An 18521-nucleotide genomic window follows, 5' to 3' on the forward strand; every position below is an offset into this window, starting at 1 on the left:
GGGATTTTAAAATCCCAAAAGCCTTTCGACCCCAATTATTTGACTGCTACCCCTTGACAGGTCAAGACAGTATCTACAGTAATTGGGTTTTAATGTTCCGCAGTACATTGAGGGCGGGTTTATAGGATTATTAATTTTTGGCGATTATGGTTGGTAAAACTCTGCCCTACAGGAATTGGGTTTAATGTTCCGCTGTCAAAAGATGGAATTGCTCGGTATCAATGCGATTTGCTCGATACAAAACTTCAGCTATTTCCGAAAGCGCTAACACAGAATGTGCGCGATAACCGTTGGCCTGCATCTTATCTTTGACTCCCTGTTCGTGGTCGATTAATACCACGATATCTTCCACATTCAAGCCAGCCGATTTTAACTTAGCCGCGCCTTCCATCACGCTTTTGCCACTAATCAAAATATCATCCACTACGACAATCGTTTCTCCTGGCTGAAAATGCCCCTCAATTAATTTGCCCGCACCGTAAGTTTTCACCTCCTTGCGCGGGAAAATCATCGGGCGTTCCATCCGCAATGCTAAACCGGTTGCTGTGGGTAAAGAACCGTAGGGAATTCCGGCAATGCGATCGAATTTTAAATCCTTGAGAATGTCTGCATAAGCGCTGACAATTTGATGGAAAATCTGCGGAATTGAGATAATTTTCCGCAAGTCGATGTAATATGGAAATACGGCGCCCGATGCTTGTACGTGGTCGCCAAAAACTACGCAGCCGATGTCATAAAGTTGCAAGATTAAATCGCGGTGAGGTTCCGGTTGCAAAAAGCAAACATCCGGCAGCCACAATTCGCAAGTAGGGCTACCTTCGATCGCCCGCACCCTCTGTTTATTAATACTATCCCGCAATTTCTCAATTTCTTGGCGTGGCTCTTTTTCTGCTAATAAACTTGGGGGGACGGGCAGCAGCAAACCGTCACCATTTGTGCTTAAACCGGCCGCCAGCAGTTGTGCGAGGTCGTTTTCTTCTGTCAGGTCATTTTCTTCGGCGATGTCTCCTTCGACTAAAATTAGGCGTTCAGGAGCAGCTTGGCGGATGCGCGCCAACATATCCGGGATTACTCCTACTTCTAAACCGACTTTTTCGGGAGTTCCCCAAGTTTGAGAGAGTCGGACTAATTGCAAGTAAAAAGGGTTGTTTGGCGTCGGGTATTCTTGCACAGCCTCGGCTGAGGGGTTGGCGGTGGCACAGAGTACAAAAACCGTTTTTCCGGCGTATAACAAAAAAGGCGCTACTTGGTCGAATCCGGCATAGGGACTTAAGGTAATAGCGTCAACTCGCCAGTCTTGAAATACAATTTTGGCAAACACTGTGCTGGTATTTAAATCGGAGTGTTTGGCATCTAAAATTACTGGCAGGTGAGGGGGAATAATTGTTAAAATTTCTTGCAGCAATGCCCAACCGGGAATACCGAGAGATTGGTAAAAACCGAGGGTGATTTTGCAAGCACAAATTAAATCTGCTGTTTGGTCGATCGCACTTTTGTGCTTTGCAAACAAATCAGTTACAAAAGTTTGAGTCTCTTCCCCAGTCATGGAAACCTGCGAGGGCAAGCTTTCCGGGTCTGGATCGAGGGCTAAATACAGCAAACTTTGATTGGTTTCAACAGCCGCTAACAGTTTATCGAAAAAGTCGGTTCGTTCCGTCATAATTTGTTAGGAAGGTAAGGGAAATTAAAAAAATTGCAGCTCAAAGTGGGATTGGTGTTGTGCCGGAAGAAACCGATCCCCGTTGAAATTGAAATTAAGAATCTTTTAAGATTGTAGAATGTAAAGAGCAGGAAATCTGTAACTTTGGGAGCAGTTTCATGGGGAATGATTTTCTGGTTGGCTACACCGGTGATTGCACCTAAGCCACAGCAAGTCAATTAGTTGTGGTAAACTAACCAGTGCTCGGACGGGGATTTTATCGGCATTCGCTGGGGAAGGCGAGTTTACCAAATGCGGATTTGCCAGGGGCAGATTTGAGAGAAGCAAATTTTAGGCAAGCTAATTTATCGGGGGCAAATTTGAGCGGGTCTTGTTTGTAGCAAGCTAATTTACAAGGCGCTAATTTGACTCAAGTTAATTTAATCCAGAGCCCGTTTGATGGGGTTAATTTAAAAAATACTACCGTTGTAGGTGTTATTTCGGTTGACGGTAGTATTAAATAGAAGCAGAAGTTAAAGCAATGCCCGCCTTATATTATGGATAGTAATAAATGATCGGTACGATCGACTTTAGGATTTGGGACGAGTTGCTGCAACGCTACGTTGACGATTTCGGTCGGGTCAATTATCGGGGCTGGAAAGCTGAGGGGGCCGAGGTTTTGAGGGCGTGGCTGGAAAGTTTGGCCGATTTGGATTTGGCCGAATGTACTGATGCGGATGCGCGGCTGGCGTTGTGGCTGAATGCGTACAATGCGATCGCAATTTCTCAAGTTCTGGAAGTATATCCGATCGCGTCGATCCGTCCCAAAGTTTTGGGAATTCCCAACTGGCTGAGTTTTTTGGATTTTTTCACTCGTTCAAATTCGATTATTGGCGGCAAAAAGTACAGTCTCAATCAAATCGAACACGCAATTTTGCGGCCGGAATTTGCGGAACCGCGCATCCATTTTGCATTAGTTTGCGCTTCAGTCGGGTGCCCGCTGCTGCGTCGCGGGGCTTATTTTCCGGAGTCGGTACGAACTCAACTAGAAGCAGAGGCGAGCCGTTTTATTCACAATCCTGATAAGGTGCGATATGATGCCCAGAAAAAGACGCTTTATTTGAGCAAGATTTTTAAGTGGTACGGCGAGGATTTTGTAAAGGCGGCGGGTTCGGTGGCTGAGTATGTGGGGGGTTATTTGGGGCCGGAGGTGGCTGTGGGCGATGGATGGGCGATCGTTTTTTTGCCCTATGACTGGAATTTGAATCGGGTTGAAGGATAAAATTTGCGCCTGTGGGTAGGTGTTTTTTTGAGGCGGTAATTTTTTTCGGCTGTCGTTACCCCTTCAAATTGCCAGATTCAACAGGGCGATCGGATGATTTTGAGGCAACACGGCGATCGGATGGCTGGCAAGGTTGGCAGAGTTTGGAGCGGTCGCACCGTAACCACGGCTGCACGGCTGGCAAGGGTTGAAAATGCACCATTTAGGGCGGTGTGAGTGAGTTTGGGGTTATTGGATGGCTGGCACGGCTGGCACTGCCTAAATCGCACCACAGGCACGGCTGCACGTCTGCACGGTCGCACTCGCACGTCTGGCACGGCTGGTACTTGCAGCGCTGGCAAGGTCGGATAGGTTGGCACGGTCGCACGGTTGGAGCGGTTGCAGCGGTCGGAGCGGTCTAGCAGGAAAGCGTCACATCTGCGAGTGCAAACCAGTCTGATTTTTAAAAAGTGAATCCGCCACAACTTAGCTGTAGCGGGTTCACTTGATTTGATGTTTAAGGTCTGAAAATATTAAAACTCTGTGGCTTTTACAGCGGCTGTCAGCGTTGTTTTTACACACCATACCTCAGCCTCGTCAAACTCGGTAAGGTATGGTGTGTGTAGTACAAGTACAACTTTGTACCAGTTGACGCTATTGGATATGGCGATGTACTCTCCAACCATAGGGATACGTCCAAATTGGAGTTTTTTGGTATTTTCTTCTTCGTACTCACCTGAGTCGCGGATTTTTAAAGATACTCTCATTAGAAAAAATTAACTGATTTAGTGACACAATTTTAAATTATATCAAATATTAAAGTCTGAATTTTATAACTTCACATTTATCAGTTAATAACGCAAATATAGCATTTGTGGGCTCTAGGCTGGGAAATGTGATTTTCCCCGCCTAGATTTATTTAGCAAAGTAAGGTTGGTGATATTCTCACGTCACTATCTAAAAATGGTGTGACTGTTAGCGAAACTTACAGGTTGCAATCAACCTAAATCCCTATCAGGGATTGAAACATAGCCTTAATCAGGTTAAGGGTGGAGATTTTCACTAATCGGTAGGTGGTTAGATGAATGCTAACCAATTAGCTATTGATCCGCCCTTAAACCTCTCCACTCAAAATCTGTTGAACCGTCAAACTTAGCTGTGGAAACATCGGAGATACGATCGCCTCTCCATCCCGAAACACCCCAACCTCAACATATTGCCCATCCTCAAGCCGCAAAACCGTCACTACTTGTTCAATTGGATCGATAACCCAATACTCTGCGATGCCCCGCGCTGCGTACTGAGCTCGTTTGCGATCGTAATCCCGATCCCTGCCCAGTCTACCCGGACTGACTACCTCCACAACAAACCGAGGAGGCAACATATCAAAAGTGATAGTTAGCCTGTTTGCTGTCAGCGGAATGTGTTCAGGTTCCAGAATTATCAAATCGGGGTAGCGGTTGGCGGCATCTCCCGATCGCAAAACGGCAACTTGAACCTCGCAATTATGCGTTTTAATCAGTCTAAGTGGCACTAGCCCGCTGCTAGCCAGATAGAAAAATAGATAGTTAGCAATGAAATTATTAGGTTCAGATTCTGGCGGCAAAGCGATTAACTCCCCATCAATTAACTCATAGCGTTGATCCGTATCATTTGAGGAATTAAGGTACTCGTCAAAAGTTAATTTTTTAGATTGAGCTTGTACCATAAAATTACCTTCCTTAATTTATTCGTCCCTTGCTGCTGGGAGTTTGTTTATATATAGCAATCCTAAATGATTTGCGTAATTATTGTAGGGGCAATCCCCCCGTGGTTGCCCCGATAAATAGGGGGTAGGCACGGGGGCACTACCCCTACAAATTTATCTGAATGATTTAGGATTGCTATAGAAACGGTTTCAACCGCCGAAGGATCTCAATCAAATCTGCTGTGCAAGTTAGACAGGTGTCCCAGCCTCCATCGACAATCAACCCACAAGTGACATATTAAAAACTATCACAGTTCAAATCCTCTGGAATATAGACAATGATTTCAGATAAATTTCGGCGCGAGTTGCGGGAACAAGCCAAACTCTGGCAAGCAGAAGGACTCATCGATACTTCATTCTACCAACAACTTTCGGAACGCTACCAATTCAACACACTCGAAACCGCCTCCCGCAACCGTTTCCTCAGCATTCTGATGAGTCTCGGCGGCATTCTCCTCGGTATAGGAGTCATCACCTTTGTAGCCGCAAACTGGCAAGTTTGGTCGCGAGAATTGAGAGTTGCGCTGCTGCTAACTCTTTTCGTAGCAGTCAATGCAGCGGGTTTCTATCTGTGGCGAATTCCCCCATCCCGAAGCAAAAACTCCAATCTCAATTTGCCCCTAACAATAGGGCGAAACAAAGTCCTAGGTCAAGGATTGTTGCTGTTAGGAGCTCTGATTTTAGGAGCAAATATGGCATTGATGGCACAAATGTTTCACATTGGCGGTTCTTCCTACGGACTTTACCTCACTTGGGGAATCGGCGTGCTCGGAATGGCTTACAGTTTGCGGTTGACTTCCTTGGGCATTTTGTCCGCACTTTTAGTCGGTTTAGGCTATTGGATTGCCGTGTTAGATTGGTCTTCCAAAGTCGAGTTTTCTTGGCTGGAAGTTTTAGTGCGGCAAATGCCGATCGCAGCCAGTATAATGTTTGTGCCGCTGGCTTATTGGTGTCGATCGCGTGCTATTTTTGCCATAAGTGCGATCGCGATAATTTTCTCCCTACAAGTTTCTATCGTCCAAGGCTTAAATCTAACCTGGGGTACAGCAATTTTTTGCGCCCTACCGCCCGCTTTGCTGTGGGGATACGACGATGCAATCTGGCCGAAGGTACGCAGCAGGCTGTTTCAACCTACCGCCCGCAGTTTAGCCCTGCTGTTTCTCGCCGGTGTGTTTTATGTTCTTTCATTCTACGGGTTTTGGCAAGATTCGCCGAATCCTGGCCAAACAGAGCTCGATTGGGTTTTTCTGGCAAATGTGGCTATTTTGGGCGGTTTCACAGTGTTTGAGTGGCTGCGTTTGGGACGTTTGGAACTGCGGCGACCAAAACAAAAAGCACTGGATTTGACTACAAGTGCGATCGGCATTTTCATCCTCGCCAGCGCCTTTATACCGCTTTTTCACCTCAATTTTACTCCGATTCCGCAATTAGCGACTTTTCTGTTTAATGTTTTATCGTTTCTGCTCGCTGTCGGCTTAATCCGAGAAGGTTTAGCATTAGGAAACCGCAAGACTTTTTGGGGAGGCATGGTATTAATCACCCTGCAAATTCTCAGTCGAGTATTTGAATACAACACAGGATTGTTGCTCAAATCTTTTGTCTTTGTTTTGTGCGGAATTGGCGTAATTGCTGCGGGTTTGTGGTTCGAGCGCCACTTCGCAACAATCCCCGATGAATAGAAATTATTCATCTCTCTCTTCTCTAACTCAGCGCCCTCTGCGGTCTCTGCGGTTTAATCATTCCGAAACAACCGTAAACAATATAACCCATACCTAATATGAACAGAAACAACATTGACTTATTAGTTGAAAATCCAGATACAACAAATGCGTTTCAGCTTCCCCCGGAAGCAAAACGCCTTCCTGCGTGGCGGCTGTGGGTTCCTTTACTCTTGCAAATCGGACTAATTGCCGCCGTACCCGCCACCGCCGTTTACACTTTTATTACTGGCAAAACAGTTGTCCTGCAAACAGCACCAGTAGACCCTTACGACTTTTTGCGCGGATATTACCAAGTGTTGAGCTATGATATTTCCGATCGCACAAATCTGCAAAAACTCCCCGGCTGGAAAGATTTACCTGCCGAAAAAACACCTTGTCCGCCCGGGGTTGCTTGTCCACAAAATACACAGAATGTCAAGCCGCAAACCAGTTTTTATGTAATATTAGAAGCGCCAAAAACCGCGACTAATCCCGGCCGCCCCCAAGCTTGGAAACCCGTCCGCGTCAGTCTGGAAAATCCCACCAATTTGCCTGCCAATCAAATCGCAATTAAGGGCAAATATAACGGTTGGCAGATGGAATACGGCTTAGAAACTTATTATATGCCAGAGGATGAAAGGGAAAAAGTCAATCAGGAGATTAGCGAAGCTCAAAGGAAGCAGCGACAATCTTTTTTGGTAGAAGTAAAGGTTGACAAAACAGGCCATGCTGTGCCTGTGAGTTTGTGGGTGCGCGATCGCAATTATCGATTTTAGCCAAAAAGGGCAAAAGGTCGATCGGTCTTCTGCCCTTGTTTTGAGTATTTTAGCTTAGGGAGGGGGCTGCTGGTGGGCGATACCCTACCGCAACTGGTTCGCACGCGCGATCGGGATAGCTTCGCTCGCGCGGACATTTCAATTGCCGATAACCCAAGAGAATCTATTAAGATATATAAGACTTGTGCAAATCTTGCCAATTCAAGGGCGCAAGTCATGACTCTACTGGAGCTTCTCATGTTAGCCGAGCTAATCTCTGCCAGACGAATACTCAAGACCAAACTCCTCGACTTCTTAGGACTTCCCGAAAATTGCCAAGACCAAACCGATCATCTCGTCAACCGAATTGTATCCCTGCTAGAAGCAAATCCAGCCGAACAAGAAAGATTTTGGGAGACATTCAAAAGTGAATTAGCCGTCGATCCCGTTGAATTAGAAACAATACTCAAGTGTTCGCCAGCAGAACGCCAGCAGTGGATTGAACAAGACAAACTCCCTATTTTAGAATACCGCTCTTTCCGTAAATCGGGAATCCATTTAGAATATCCCGTTCACGACAGAAGATTCATCTTAAGTCTAACGCCAACCGATATTAATAATTGGCGCAAAGAACCCAAAGGGCTGATTAAAAGCAATCATCAAATACCCACCCCAATCAATACAGAAAAGCCAGAAGAAAACGAACAATCGCGATTAGCTTTTAGTTCAGCTTGGGAAAAAATCATTGCCGACTGGAAAGAACAAGGTTCGGCGGAAATTTCAGCAACCTTCCAGCTAGCTTACTGGACAGTTTGGGCGTCGCGCTGGGCCAAAGAAAATCAGCTCAACAGCTTTAAAGCAATTAAATATAAGGAAGTCTACGAAACTCACCAGCAGGAATGGTACCAGCGAAAAAATCAAGCAGTCAAGTTACTGATTGAAATGCCTTACGCCATGCTTTACTTCTACCGTCCGGCGGATGCTGACAAATTATATCTCGAACTGTGCGACGACCACCAGGAAATGATGAAAGATGGCTACTATTGGGACAAGTGGGATTTTTTCTATCAGAACCGCAAATTGGTAAATAAGTGCCGCGAATGCGTGTACTCAGAAACCAAAGATTATTACTCGCTTTACTATCTCGAAATCAAAAGCGACAAGTTTCCCGATTTTAGTTTTTCTTTCCACACGCCGTACCCAATCGGCAGAAAATTTTTGCCGCATCCAGAAACGCTGCCTTATGTAGACCACGTAGAGCAGGACGGCATTTTTCGCTTTGGCCGCCCGTTGCTGGAACAAGAGAAAGCTATTCACACAGAAAAGGATGTATTGCTCAAGTTTGAGGCGGCTTTGGCAGAAGCGAAAAAGTTTGTTTAGTTATTAGTCATTAGTCATTAGTAGACTTATTGCCGATTTTTTTTAGTGATAGGGAAACCGCAGATAAACGCAGATAAACGCAGATGCTTTTTCCGATTGTTTACAAGGAAAGGCAATTGTGTCTACCAATGATTGTTGACGAATGAAATCAAATTTGTTACGGTCGTAATTATTCAAATATCTATTCTATTTATCTGCGTGAATCAGCGTCAATTCATTGTCATCTGCGGTGAATACATTCTCTTTTTTTTTCCGCAGATGAGGGCAGATAAAAACAGATTAACGCAGATTAATTAGATCAATTCCGGTTGCACCCTAGGTGATTGTTGACGGTTGACTGGATTTGACGCCCGACGATGCTACCGGATTTGATATGACTTTTGAACTTGGATTACTTGAATGCTGCCGCCAGCATAAAGTTTGGCTGGTTGAGTTTCTTCGGAATTGTACGATCGCAATCCCACCTCTGCCAACAAACTCCCCAATTCAGTTTCAGTCTCAAACAACCACAAAAATACAGCCAACCCTCGCCTAAATACGGGATTTGTATGCCGATGAAAATCTACCAAAATGAATAGACCACCGGGATTGAGCACGCGGTATACTTCCTGAAAGATTTGTCGCAATTGCGCCCGTTGCATTTAGTGCATCGCAACGCTGCTGTGTACTTCGGTCAAACTGACAGTCGGCAAAAGCTTCTAAATAATAATTGGCTGATGGTACATTTTTCCTTGCCCGTTGTGACCCAAACGAGGATGGCCGCCTACGCTCAAAGCAGCCAGACGCGCGATCGCAATCCTAGAGACACTGATACCGATAACTTAAATCTCTAAAAATTGTTGCCATAGTCAAAATTATGTATACCTTGCTATCGACTTAAGATATTATTAAGTTATATGATAAAGATAAGTAACAGAACTGAGACGATGGGAGAGCTGTAACCGCTATGGGTCGTGTGGGAGTATTGCTATTAAACTTGGGCGGGCCAGATCAAATCGAGGATGTCCGTCCTTTCCTGTTCAACTTGTTTGCTGACCCGGAAATCATTCGCATTCCGTTTCCGTGGATGCAAAAACCGCTCGCCTGGTTGATTTCGACCCTGCGCTTTCAAAAATCCCAGGAAAACTACCGCCAAATCGGGGGCGGCTCTCCTTTGCGGCGAATTACCGAGGAACAAGCCCTAGCCCTGCAAGAACTCTTGCAAGAAAAGGGACAGGATGCTCGAGTATACGTGGGGATGCGCTACTGGCATCCTTTTACTGAAGAGGCGATCGCCAAAATTAAGCGCGATCGCATTGAACATTTGACAATCTTGCCGCTGTATCCTCAATTTTCCATCAGCACCAGCGGTTCTAGCTTCCGGCAGCTAGAAGAAATGTGGGGCAAAGATCCTGCCCTCAAGGATATACAATATACCGCGATTCCTTCTTGGTATCAGCGGCCTGGTTACATTCAGGCAATGTCGGAACTGATAGCCCAACAACTAGACCACAATCCGAATCCCGATCGAGTTCACATCTTTTTCAGCGCCCACGGCGTCCCCCTCAGCTACGTAGAAGAGGCTGGAGACCCCTATCAGCGAGAGATTGAAGATTGCACTCGTCTGATTATGGAACATTTGAATCGATCGAACGAACACACTCTAGCTTATCAAAGTCGGGTTGGCCCGGTGGAATGGCTCAAGCCTTACACCGAAGACGCCATTACCGAATTGGCAGAAAATGGAGTCCAAGATTTGTTGGTAGTTCCGATTAGTTTTGTTTCCGAACACATCGAGACTCTGCAAGAAATTGACATGGAGTATCGAGAATTAGCAGAAGAATCGGGCATTAAAAATTTCTACCGAGTGCCCGCCCTGAATACTCATCCGGTGTTTATTGAAGCCTTGGCCGATTTAGTCATCGAGTCGATCGAATCTCCCAGCGTTAAATTCTCTGATGTTATACGCCCTTCCAAGATAGTGAAAATGTACCCTCAAGAGCAGTGGGAGTGGGGTTTGACCACGGGGGCGGAAGTCTGGAACGGTCGTGTGGCGATGATTGGTTTTGTGGCACTATTGCTGGAGTTAATTACGGGTCAGGGCCCGCTACACTCGATCGGATTGCTTTAAATTGCCAGTTGACAGTTGACAGTTGACTGTTGACTGTTGACTGTTGTTACACATGACTAATGATATCCAATCCGTTGGGATCGGAATTATTCATCTCTCTCTTCTCTTCCTCAGCGCCCTCTGCGGTCTCTGCGGTTAAATCATTCCGAAACAACCGTAAATGATATGACTAATAAGTCATAACTAATTACCAATAACTAATTACTAACTAATCAGGATCGCGCTTGTGGCGGCGTGGATTTCCCCTATGGCCCGGTGTTCCCTGACTTTTGTACCAGCGATACCACTCTTTAGAACTGCGAATTGCCAGCCACAGCAGCATCATCGCCACTAACCCTCCCTGCCGTGGTGCGTCAAAGGCAAACAAAACCAAGGAAATGCACAGAACATCTTGGAGGAAAATCACCCAAATCGGCAAACCCCGCAGCCGGTAAAACCATCCTGCTTGTACCAGTTGCAGCACTAAAGCCAACAAACCTCCGACAATACCAATTATCCACAGCATCCAAGGGTGAGCAATAATTTCGTCGATCGAACTTACTTGAGCGATCGAAATTCCCATAATTGCTCCTACAATAGGGCTGAAAATAATTTGCACAATTTGCAGTACCCGCTGTCCTACAAAGGTTTTAGAAGCAAATAACTCTAACAGCGACCAACTCACCAAGATGGTGATAGCCACCTGGGGGGGAACCCCCGACAATAGAGGTATTTCCGACCAAAGTTTGTCAATCCGCAACAAACCAATTAACAGCAGGGGCAGGGCAATTCTCATACCCCCTGCCGCAGACGCAGAGAGTGCGGCTAGGAGTCCAACCATAATAATAATTCAGTTTCTAACGTCAGCTAAAGCCTCGATCTATTTCAGATTTTAATTCCCCTGATGGCTGGCACTGATTTGAGCGAGCGAACTCAAATTGAGGCTTGAGCTTAAATATCACCCTCTATTGTAAGTGTATCTGCTTAATCCTGCTTGGCACTGCGATATTGTCGATCGACAATATCGCAGTTTGTGAACAGTTGACCGTTGACAGTTGACAGAATTCAACCTGGATTGTGATTAAATTAAAATGTATAGGAAAACCCGTAGATCAGCCGAGATACTTAAAATTAAGATATCAGCTATTCTTCCTTCTTCCCTCTGACTTCATAATCTGACGGACACTAAATAATTAATCTGTGTATCCGTGTCAAAATCCGTGTCGTGCTTTCCTTATTCCCTCGAACCTCTTCCTTCGTCTTATTATGTCTGAATCATTATTTGCCGATGCCAGCCGCCGATTAGAACGAGCCTTAAAATATGTGTCGCTTTCCGAGGATACGATCGAACGGCTGAAATATCCCAAATCCAGTTTAATTGTATCGATTCCCGTGCGGATGGATGACGGTTCCCTGCGAATTTTTCAAGGTTATCGGGTGCGCTACGACAATACCAGAGGCCCGTCTAAAGGAGGAGTGCGCTATCATCCGGGAGTATCCCTTGATGAAGTGCAATCCTTAGCATTTTGGATGACTTTTAAATGTGCAGTTTTGAACTTGCCTTTTGGAGGAGCCAAGGGCGGAATTACTCTCAATCCCAAGGAATTGTCTAAACTGGAATTGGAACGGTTGAGCCGGGGCTATGTCGATGCGATCGCAGATTTCATCGGCCCCGATGTCGATATTCCCGCGCCGGATGTCTACACCAATCCCATGATTATGGGTTGGATGATGGATCAGTACAATATTATTAAGCGGCAGCTTTCTCCAGCGGTGGTGACTGGTAAACCAGTGACAATCGGCGGCAGTTTGGGCCGAGATACCGCAACAGCAATGGGTGCTTTTTTTGTAGTACAAACTATCTTACCCAAATTTGAGCTAAATCCTCAAGATACAACTGTAGCGGTACAAGGTTTTGGTAATGCCGGTGCCGAAATAGCTGAACTGCTGTGGAAAGCAGGTTACAAAGTTGTTGCTGTCAGCGATTCCCAAGGGGGAATTTATGCTAAACAAGGTCTGGACATCCCCAGTATTCGAGGCTTTAAAGAGTCTAACAAAGGTATCAAAGCTCTTTACTGCGAAGGTTCAGTTTGCAATATTATCGAACACGAAGTATTGACAAATGAGCAACTTTTAGCATTAGATGTAGACGTGCTGGTTCCTGCCGCTTTGGAAAATCAAATAACGGAAGCCAATGTTAATGATGTTAAGGCTAAGTTTATTTTTGAAGTAGCTAACGGGCCGATTGATTCGGCGGCAGATTTGATTTTAGAAGCGAGGGGAATTCAAGTAATCCCTGATATTTTAGTCAATGCCGGAGGCGTAACGGTTAGTTATTTCGAGTGGGTGCAAAACCGCAGCGGACTTTATTGGACTCTGGAGGAAGTCAATCAGCGGTTGAAGCATAAAATGGTCGAAGAAACTGAAGCAATTTGGAAAAAATCTCAGGAATTGTCAGTTTCCATGAGAACTGCGGCTTACGTGTACGGGTTAAATCGACTCGGAGAAGCGATGAATGCGAAGGGAACGCGGGATTATTATGTGAACGGTTGAGGGAAATGCGGTAAGATTGTGCGATCGTACAATCTTACCGCAGTTATTCAAACAGAGTGCAGTCTACAAACCCAATTGGCATAACTTGGCTGTGAATTGGGGAATTTTAGGTTTGCACGCAGCCGTTGATTTGACCGCAACTTTGGTGCTTGAAAAGACGAAAGATGTTTTTGAATAGAGATTTTACATAGAGAGCAATCTGTGAATTTCTAAGAAATACCTAATTTTACAAGAGCCACATTTATGATGTAGGGGCAAGCACCGGATGAGTGACCCACACCGTATCGGGAGGTCATGCGTAAGTCCGGATCTTGCACTTTTCTCAATCAATCGCCGCTGCACAATACTGGCATTCTTTTTGAAGAGGGGAAGAGAACAGACGATCGCACTTTTTGAGTAGATATCGAATAGGTGCGATCGCTGTTACTTTTGCTATTGCTTAGTTTGCTTGGTTAATCTACCAAATCGTCTACGGAAAGCTTCAGGAGGTCGCACAATGCTTTCGTCTGTTCTAGATACAGCTTTGGAATATGTCGGCCCGCTTCCCAATTTTTCACAGTGGTTACAGTCACGCCCAATTCATCAGCAACTTGCTGCTGCGTCAAAGACAGCGATTGGCGTCGCTGTTTGAGTTTTTCCCCCACACTACTCATTCACTGTACCGATTTCAGAATTCCTATGGTTAACTTGACTTAACCAAAATTTGTCCGTAGTATGAGAGAAGAACATCACGTTCGTCAGAAAGCCAGTGCGTCCCGGCTACCAACCTATCAGCACTGGCTCTGGCTCCCATACGTATGGAGACAAGTTAATTATGCCTTACAAAGAACGACTTTATCCTTGGGTTATGGTTCGTTTGCTTCCCAAAATGCAGCGGTTGACAGTTGGTCAGTTCCGCACTCGATCGGATGCGGACGGTCATCTAGAGATTCTCCGTCGCTTGGTTCCTGGCGGGAAATTCGCGGTGATATTTAACCCCGACCTGCTAGAGTCCCACCAAGCTCACACTTGCTACAGAACATTCGATCGGTAATTCTCAAAGAACCCTTCCCGGACACGGGGAGGGAGTCAGATTGTTTTTTTTGGGGATAAACAATTTTGGCTGTAAGATCGATCGCCTCTTCTCCAGAACAGCCTCAATCAAGGCTTTAGCATTTTTGTACAACTCAAAAAAAAGAAATCCCCAAAGCCCGGGGATTTCTCATACTTAAGCCGATCGCTAAATCTATTTAGTCTCCGGCATCAAACACTTATCAGAATCGCAGCCCGCCGGCCCCGAATCCATCATTTCACCTAAGTCATAACGACTCAGTGCCGCGTGAAAAACATCAATTTCGCGGCGCGCTAAAGTCTCTTCCACCATCTTGGTGTAAGTTTCCTTGTTTATCGGTTCAAAGGGCAAACGCGGGAAAGTTTCAAGAGCATCAAACCGAGCTAAAAGCGCTGCGGAAATGTAGCCTTCATCATCCCGAATCGCCTCGTAAATCCTAGTACCAAAACTTTCAACTTCATTTTCGCGCAGTTCAATCGTGGCCGAAGTGTTATGTCTGACATAGAACTTTTGCACCTGCATATAAAAGTCCATTTGTGCCGCCGCTGAGAATTTGTTAATGTCAATTTCATCAGCACCGGGTAAATCAGCCCAACTTACCGCAACAGGTATTTCTACCAGCCATTCCGTGCAGCGTTCGTCGAAGGGATTGTTCAGCAAATTGCCGTTTTCATCCTTGTCAGATTGAGACGGAATCACGTTGTATCCGTAGTCGATGCAGGCGAGGGCTACGGGGTCGTTTTTGCCGAAAGTGATTCGGCGAATAAAACGCTGGGCTTTCGGCGGGTGCCACCCCGGCGAAGCACCTGTCAGCAGAGATTTAGTACCCGATGGTTGAACCGTTGTGCAGCGATTTGGGCGTTTTAAGGAATGGCGATCGCAATAATCCCAAACTACCCGATTGACAATCTCCCGCCAACCACTCAAATACTCTTCTTCCCGCTGTTTAAAAGCAATTCCTTGCGGAGTTTGCGGGCGGCCTTCCACCCACCAGCGAAGCCACTCAACGCCAAAAGCGTGAACGAAGAAATCGAACAATCCCGTGAAAGATACGCCGACAATTGGGTCTAGTTCGCGGCTGTATTGATAGCGGGGTTCAAGAAATTTGTGATTTAGAAGTACCGCGACAGATAGAGCCCCCGCCTTGAAAGCTTCCTCCTGTTCTTTGAAGTTGTAAGGGTCAATTTGATTGAGATGAACCTCCGCCAAATTACAGTTTCCAGTTAGAGTGCCACCAAACACCCCTTTATGGAATTCTGGCTCGTTGAAACAGAAGGTATCATGGTTTCCCGGTAAAACTTCTACGGAGTGGATTACCTGATATTTACCTTTCGCTTTCGGTTGATGACCCCGTGAGGTATCCAAGCGTTGACAAGGAATCGCTGCACAATCAGTAATTTGTAGATACCACAAGTCACGGTTACGAGTGCCTAAGTTAGTAGTAGTTCCCGCAGTTGCTAAAAGATTAACGGAAGAACGAATCCCACACTTAGTCAATAGTAAATAAACTCGATAAGCGCGGTCATAGTCGGACAAATAAATCCGAATGCCACCACTAGGAACAATGGAACCATCAGCATCTGCTAAACCAGCAATGAAATTCAGAATCGATTCTCGATCCCAGGATGCAATTTCATCAAAAGCTGCGGCCGTATTTTTTAGCGAGCGAACCTGTTCTGGATCAAACTCCTTTTGGAATCCCACGTAAAGCAAGCATGGAACATCTTTGGATTCTGTGTAATAGCGTTTTTTACCGCTAGTTTTGCCCGCAATAGCTAACTCTTGGTCGCTTTTAGCTCCGTACAGACGCAGTTGTAATTGTGGCTTGCCATTCGACTGACAAAGGGAACCATCACCCACCAATTGACCTAATGTGTAAGCCCAAATGGGTTCTACAAATTTGCCATCTCGATAAGAGATTTGGAAGGGTTCAGTGTGTAGGCTGTACTTGGTGATTTTTAGGAGTTCCGCGAGGGCCCCTGTGGTTAATTCTTCATACTGGTTGCCAAAGCGGTCTTTCACAAAAAACCGATGTTTTTCTGTGACATCTAAATAAGTGCCATCACCAAAAGAGACGCGATAAAGTTGACGATTTTGCCCCGTCAGCATCGGTACAACTTTGCTCCAACGCTGGCCATTCCACACTTCTACAGCTTGTCCGACAACCTCCTGAATGCGGTGCATTCCATCGCGAGTAATTAACATCGTTTCACCTGAAACGCAGTGGAAGTTAGAGCCGATGATTTCCAGTTATGTTACCCTAAAGGCTTTTTATCCTCTAGTTCTACAGATTCCATTTTCCCTGTAGCTCGGCGTACTTTTTCATTTACTGTAGTTGTAAATGCCCCGCACTCTTGCCAGGATTATATTCTTCAATAAAGAAGGTTCACCCGGTACGCTCTACGGTGGTAAAGGATTTTTAATTCCCTTACTTACCTCGGAGTTAACATCTCAGTCTTCTCCGATTTTGCGAGGTTTTTTACGTGAGGCAAAATTACTTACCACACGGGTTTAAGCCCACACGGACTAACCGATGCTCTAACTCGCCAGCAGTCATATTAGGATGGCGTTCCTGCAACCAATCTTTAGCTTTTCCTTCGTCGTAAGCTTTCAAAAATTCAAGTTTAAGACTCGGTGTGGAAAGTAAATCAACGTTAGATCTAGCTACAGCTTCGCCGGCCCATTGAATCGCACCTTCGCCGCTGTAATACTGTTTGCGGACAGCATCAATACATTCTTCTAGTGTAGGTTTGGTATGGAAAACTCGCGTATGGTTGGCCATCCGAAGGGCATCGCGTTCTGGATCTATTCTCCAGTTGCCGCTTTCATCTTGTTGCCACAAATTATTTTTAGCATTTGCTCCGAGTTCGTCGTCAAAAGAAAACTGACGCATTCCGGCCGATCTTCTAATATTTCCAGCAACAATTGTGACCGCCGCTTCATCTATCAACACGCAGCATTCAACTGAATTTAACTGCCGCCCTAAAGCTTTATTCAAAATAGCGGCGCAGCGCTGATAAAGGTCGGGCAATTTCACCGGATTTGCTACTCCGCCAAAACCTTTTAAAGGTTCTCCCACCGGGCGAACATCGCTCAAATCGATGAATACTTGAACTTCTCCTGCAAATCTTTCATCTGTGGATAATTCCAGTAAACTTTGATAGGAGTTTACCCAACCTTGGCGAGAATCTCCGACATAAATAGTTGCGGTTTTTTCTGCTATTTTTACTTCTGTTTCTTGACGGCGCGACTGGGCGGGTGTAGAGCCGATTTCGCCTTGCATGGTTAGGGTTAAACGGTTGCGAATCGGCGGCAGTTGGTTGATATATTGTGGTTCCAAGACTGCCCCAGTGCCGCAGCCCATCATTGCCAAATCCATCAACAAACCAAAGGAACGCCAGTCGAGAATATTTGTTGAGGAACAGTTATAGGCGCCGGAAAAGTTCTCTGGTTGTTCGATCCATTTGCTGCCGCCTACCCACAGCCAGCGGCCTGAAGCGAGGGTTTTGAGCTGGTTTTGCATCCGGTGCAGCAGTTCTGTTTCTTCGGGGGTGAGGTTTCCAAGCTTTTGCAGCCCCTTGACTGTTCGATCGCACACTTGGGCCCAAGTCTCCCTTCCCGTTTCGGTACGGCGGCTGTACGTCCTGAAAAATACTGGATTGGCTGCGGGTGCTGTTTCAGGGAAATCAGACAGGTTGCGTCGATCGCTGGCACTGGATCGTTCTAATTCTCGAACCATAGGTTGTGTACTGACGTGTGGGAATAAATCAACAGACTACGAATATACAACAGGATTCAGATTTAGGGTAAAAGGTTAATATATTTGACAATTTGCACTAGATATGGGGCACAGAAGTGTACAAGCACGATCGGGCGATCGCCTCAAAACTTGACAAAAAAACCCGATTTCTTGCTGAAACCGGGTGCATAGCAAATCTTGTCAATTGTCAATCCTTTGTCAATAAAAACTCAATATTGGGTAACAGCGGGTCTTGAACAACGCCCACACCGTTAAATCCCCAACGTTCGAGTAGCTTTTTTACCTGAGAACCGGAAATCGATTCTACTCCGAATCGATCGGCAACATCAGCAGCGTGGACGTTGAGATAGCTCAAAGCCTCATAGTCTTCGCGAAACATCAACAAGTAACTCACTGCCGAATCGGGATTGGGATTGGCACAGAGATATTTGCCATCACTGCGGGAACGTAACAAGTAAAAAACTTGAGATAACATCTTATCTTGGTTGTCAAAATAATATGTTACCTCAAATTGGGAATTGGGAATTGCCCAAAGGATTTTAGACTGACCATTTGAAATGGTAGAAAAGTAGATTTGCTGTCAATT

General features: G+C 45.6%; 20 protein-coding genes and 1 pseudogene. 12 read left to right on the forward strand and 9 right to left on the reverse strand.

The features are described from left to right. Positions 1-181 precede the first annotated feature (181 nt). Positions 182-1660, reverse strand: a complete 1479-nt coding sequence (locus QUA25_RS18830; protein WP_333040436.1) for a bifunctional orotidine-5'-phosphate decarboxylase/orotate phosphoribosyltransferase — start codon at positions 1658-1660, stop codon at positions 182-184. A gap of 239 nt (positions 1661-1899) precedes the next feature. Between QUA25_RS18830 and QUA25_RS18835 the strand changes: the two genes are divergently transcribed. The 5 genes and pseudogenes from QUA25_RS18835 to QUA25_RS18850 all read left to right on the forward strand — a co-directional run bounded on the left by QUA25_RS18835 (position 1900) and on the right by QUA25_RS18850 (position 3272). Further along, on the forward strand, positions 1900-2040 hold the full coding sequence (locus tag QUA25_RS18835; RefSeq protein WP_333040437.1) for a pentapeptide repeat-containing protein: 141 nt from the start codon (positions 1900-1902) through the stop codon (positions 2038-2040). A 15-nt stretch (positions 2041-2055) separates the two neighbouring features. Further along, positions 2056-2163, forward strand: a pseudogene (locus tag QUA25_RS29530) (hypothetical protein); the annotation flags it as partial. A gap of 47 nt (positions 2164-2210) precedes the next feature. Next, on the forward strand, positions 2211-2921 hold the full coding sequence (locus QUA25_RS18840; protein ID WP_333040438.1) for a DUF547 domain-containing protein: 711 nt from the start codon (positions 2211-2213) through the stop codon (positions 2919-2921). A gap of 68 nt (positions 2922-2989) precedes the next feature. Further along, positions 2990-3112, forward strand: a complete 123-nt coding sequence (locus QUA25_RS18845; RefSeq protein WP_333040439.1) for a hypothetical protein — start codon at positions 2990-2992, stop codon at positions 3110-3112. 25 nt (positions 3113-3137) lie between these two features. Further along, positions 3138-3272, forward strand: a complete 135-nt coding sequence (locus QUA25_RS18850; RefSeq protein WP_333040441.1) for a hypothetical protein — start codon at positions 3138-3140, stop codon at positions 3270-3272. Positions 3273-3433: 161 nt separating this feature from the next. Here QUA25_RS18850 and QUA25_RS18855 read toward each other — a convergent pair whose 3' ends face one another. After that, positions 3434-3667: a hypothetical protein gene (locus QUA25_RS18855; RefSeq protein WP_333040442.1), complete on the reverse strand. Its 234-nt coding sequence runs from the start codon at positions 3665-3667 to the stop codon at positions 3434-3436. A 347-nt stretch (positions 3668-4014) separates the two neighbouring features. Continuing rightward, on the reverse strand, positions 4015-4608 hold the full coding sequence (locus tag QUA25_RS18860; protein ID WP_333040443.1) for a Uma2 family endonuclease: 594 nt from the start codon (positions 4606-4608) through the stop codon (positions 4015-4017). Between the two features lie 317 nt (positions 4609-4925). Between QUA25_RS18860 and QUA25_RS18865 the strand changes: the two genes are divergently transcribed. The 3 genes from QUA25_RS18865 to QUA25_RS18875 all read left to right on the forward strand — a co-directional run bounded on the left by QUA25_RS18865 (position 4926) and on the right by QUA25_RS18875 (position 8482). Continuing rightward, positions 4926-6326 carry a DUF2157 domain-containing protein gene (locus QUA25_RS18865; RefSeq protein WP_333040445.1) on the forward strand — a complete coding sequence of 467 codons (1401 nt, stop codon included), beginning with the start codon at positions 4926-4928 and terminating at the stop codon, positions 6324-6326. 98 nt (positions 6327-6424) lie between these two features. Next, positions 6425-7123: a GDYXXLXY domain-containing protein gene (locus tag QUA25_RS18870; RefSeq protein WP_333040447.1), complete on the forward strand. Its 699-nt coding sequence runs from the start codon at positions 6425-6427 to the stop codon at positions 7121-7123. 237 nt (positions 7124-7360) lie between these two features. Then, positions 7361-8482: a hypothetical protein gene (locus QUA25_RS18875; protein ID WP_333040448.1), complete on the forward strand. Its 1122-nt coding sequence runs from the start codon at positions 7361-7363 to the stop codon at positions 8480-8482. A gap of 359 nt (positions 8483-8841) precedes the next feature. On the opposite strand, the gene QUA25_RS18880 is transcribed toward QUA25_RS18875, so the two are convergent. After that, positions 8842-9123 (reverse strand): class I SAM-dependent methyltransferase, encoded by a 282-nt coding sequence (locus QUA25_RS18880; RefSeq protein ID WP_333040450.1) that lies wholly within the window; start codon positions 9121-9123, stop codon positions 8842-8844. A 305-nt stretch (positions 9124-9428) separates the two neighbouring features. On the opposite strand from QUA25_RS18880, the gene hemH reads away from it, so the two are divergent. Then, entirely contained in the window at positions 9429-10592 is a 1164-nt protein-coding gene (hemH, locus tag QUA25_RS18885) for a ferrochelatase (RefSeq protein WP_333040451.1), read from the forward strand. 208 nt (positions 10593-10800) lie between these two features. Here hemH and QUA25_RS18890 read toward each other — a convergent pair whose 3' ends face one another. Next, on the reverse strand, positions 10801-11412 hold the full coding sequence (locus QUA25_RS18890) for a DUF4126 domain-containing protein (protein WP_333040454.1): 612 nt from the start codon (positions 11410-11412) through the stop codon (positions 10801-10803). Between the two features lie 425 nt (positions 11413-11837). On the opposite strand from QUA25_RS18890, the gene QUA25_RS18895 reads away from it, so the two are divergent. Then, positions 11838-13124, forward strand: coding sequence for a Glu/Leu/Phe/Val dehydrogenase (locus QUA25_RS18895; protein ID WP_333040456.1), 1287 nt, complete (start codon positions 11838-11840; stop codon positions 13122-13124). Positions 13125-13140: 16 nt separating this feature from the next. Then, positions 13141-13302, forward strand: coding sequence for a hypothetical protein (locus tag QUA25_RS18900; RefSeq protein WP_333040458.1), 162 nt, complete (start codon positions 13141-13143; stop codon positions 13300-13302). A gap of 274 nt (positions 13303-13576) precedes the next feature. On the opposite strand, the gene QUA25_RS18905 is transcribed toward QUA25_RS18900, so the two are convergent. Further along, a complete protein-coding gene (locus QUA25_RS18905; RefSeq protein ID WP_333040460.1) occupies positions 13577-13777 on the reverse strand; it encodes a helix-turn-helix transcriptional regulator in 201 nt (66 codons plus the stop codon). 161 nt (positions 13778-13938) lie between these two features. Between QUA25_RS18905 and QUA25_RS18910 the strand changes: the two genes are divergently transcribed. Beyond that, on the forward strand, positions 13939-14157 hold the full coding sequence (locus QUA25_RS18910) for a hypothetical protein (protein WP_333040461.1): 219 nt from the start codon (positions 13939-13941) through the stop codon (positions 14155-14157). Between the two features lie 192 nt (positions 14158-14349). On the opposite strand, the gene nrdJ (QUA25_RS18915) is transcribed toward QUA25_RS18910, so the two are convergent. The 3 genes from nrdJ (QUA25_RS18915) to QUA25_RS18925 form a co-directional block, all read right to left on the reverse strand. After that, positions 14350-16380, reverse strand: a complete 2031-nt coding sequence (nrdJ, locus tag QUA25_RS18915) for a ribonucleoside-triphosphate reductase, adenosylcobalamin-dependent (RefSeq protein ID WP_333040462.1) — start codon at positions 16378-16380, stop codon at positions 14350-14352. Positions 16381-16669: 289 nt separating this feature from the next. Next, on the reverse strand, positions 16670-17914 hold the full coding sequence (gene nrdJ / locus QUA25_RS18920; protein ID WP_333040463.1) for a ribonucleoside-triphosphate reductase, adenosylcobalamin-dependent: 1245 nt from the start codon (positions 17912-17914) through the stop codon (positions 16670-16672). A gap of 208 nt (positions 17915-18122) precedes the next feature. Beyond that, complete coding sequence (locus QUA25_RS18925) at positions 18123-18410, reverse strand: hypothetical protein (RefSeq protein WP_333040464.1); 288 nt, start codon at positions 18408-18410, stop codon at positions 18123-18125. Positions 18411-18521: the final 111 nt, after the last annotated feature.

Origin of the sequence: Microcoleus sp. Pol17C6, assembly GCF_036701145.1 — a bacterium.
Taxonomy (GTDB): Bacteria; Cyanobacteriota; Cyanobacteriia; order Cyanobacteriales; family Microcoleaceae; genus Microcoleus.